Below are 1,862 nucleotides of genomic sequence, written 5' to 3' on the forward strand. Positions count from 1 at the left end.
AGTGGTTCTGTTTTGTGTCCTAGCTGGTTCTAAAACGTGGCACAAGTGGTTCTATTAAATGGCTGTAATCAGACAATACTGCCTCTTACTTGGTTCCTCTTGAAAATAGAGCGCTCGGAGAAGATGAACTCCCGATATTGTTGGAGGCGCTGCACAGAACCACGCTCAAATATCCCCATCTGTTCTTAACTGTTCTCAAGGAACTGCCCCTGGAAGTGAAAATTGCGAACCGCGAACAGATCGGTTCTTTATTCCCGCAGGAGGAATGGACATTCCTGCAGAAATTGGCTGATGCAGACAAAGGCGAATTGGATACTATGCTGCAACACATATTTACAGAACTCGAGGCCAATCAATACGATCATCTGCTTTATTCGCAAGCGAAACAAATTGCCCACCGGCAAGTCAGCCAGGGTTTCGAGGATTCGACGGAACTCTGCCGCCTGATTGAAGTGGTGCCTGAAAATCAATGGTTGGATTACAATGAAATCATCGCCGTTTACAAACTCGATTTACTGAAAGATGCAGACGCAATTCCGGTACTTGCCCCTTTATTTTCCCGCCCTGAAAATTTTTTGCAGGAAGAACTAGCAGATGCACTTGCCGCTTTCCAGTCAGATGGTGTGGTACGGGCAGTTGAAATCTACGCTCGTTCAGAAGACCCGGTTTTCCCGATTAACACCATTGCAAAAACACACAGCAAGCTGGCGGTCGCGACACTGAAACAACTTTATGCCGACTTGGATAATATGGATAGCCAAGCGTTCATCATTGAGGGTCTTGCCGAGCAACTCGCGCCGGAGGGACGCCCCGAAATTGAGCATTACATGAGCCAGAAAAGATTGCCGAGCATTTTCAACAATGAAGAAATGGCTTACGGCTATTTTAAAATCATGGAATTCGACCAACCAGAACTCGAAAACTGGGACCAAAACGCGCGAGCGGAACATGAACGCATGTTGAAAGTACGCGATGAACCGTTTGATGTCACACTCCAACGCTATCTCAAGTCTAAAAAAGAAAAAACACAGGCTGTCTCCGACAAAGTCGGCCGCAATGACCCCTGTCCTTGCGGAAGTGGGAAAAAGTATAAGAAATGCCACGGAAAATAATTCTTCTGCGCTAAGGAAGTTACGCTCGTAATAAGCAACTCTGATCTTTTTCCAGCGGTCCCCAGATGGCCCCTGTGAACGGTACAATTCCCATACAATTCATACAGATGAATAAAACAAATAAAACACACCCGCAATAGTGGTGCAGCCGGTGTGTAGATGTATGGAGTATAAATTGTTGTGTATTATCAGAATCGTTTAGAATTGTTTCTTTCCCAGGGGCGCGATTTCATCATTTTCGTATGCAGTATTATTGTATATCTTCAATTGTGTTCAACACAGGGAAGCGGTTTTTAATCACCATATAAATCCATCGGGATTCTTTCTACTGCTAATTTTGTCGATTTTTGTATGCAGTATTATTGTATATCTTTAATTGTGTTCAACACAGGGAAGCTGTTTTAATGGAATTCGACCACCCAGAACTCGAAAGCTGGGGCCAAAACGCGCGAGCGGAACATGAACGCATGTTGAAAGTACGCGATGAACCGTTTGATGTCACACTCCAACGCTATCTCAAGTCTAAAAAAGAAAAAACACAGGCTGTCTCCGACAAAGTCGGCCGCAATGACCCCTGCCCTTGCGGAAGTGGGAAAAAGTATAAGAAATGCCACGGAAAATAATTCTTCTGCGCTAAGGAAGTTACGCTCGTAATAAGCAACTCTGATCTTTTTCCAGCGGTCCCCAGATGGCCCCTGTGAACGGTACAATTCCCATACAATTCATACGGATGAATAAAACAAATAAAAC

2 pseudogenes are annotated in these 1,862 nt (G+C 44.6%); both read left to right on the top strand.

The features are described from left to right. Positions 1 to 1,034 precede the first annotated feature (1,034 nt). A pseudogene (locus J7I83_RS18225) lies at positions 1,035 to 1,112 on the top strand (SEC-C metal-binding domain-containing protein); the annotation flags it as partial. 545 nt (positions 1,113 to 1,657) lie between these two features. After that, positions 1,658 to 1,735, top strand: a pseudogene (locus tag J7I83_RS18230) (SEC-C metal-binding domain-containing protein); the annotation flags it as partial. Between the last annotated feature and the right edge of the window lie 127 nt (positions 1,736 to 1,862).

Origin of the sequence: Planococcus sp. ISL-110, from assembly GCF_018613575.1 — a bacterium.
Taxonomy (GTDB): Bacteria; Bacillota; Bacilli; order Bacillales_A; family Planococcaceae; genus Planococcus.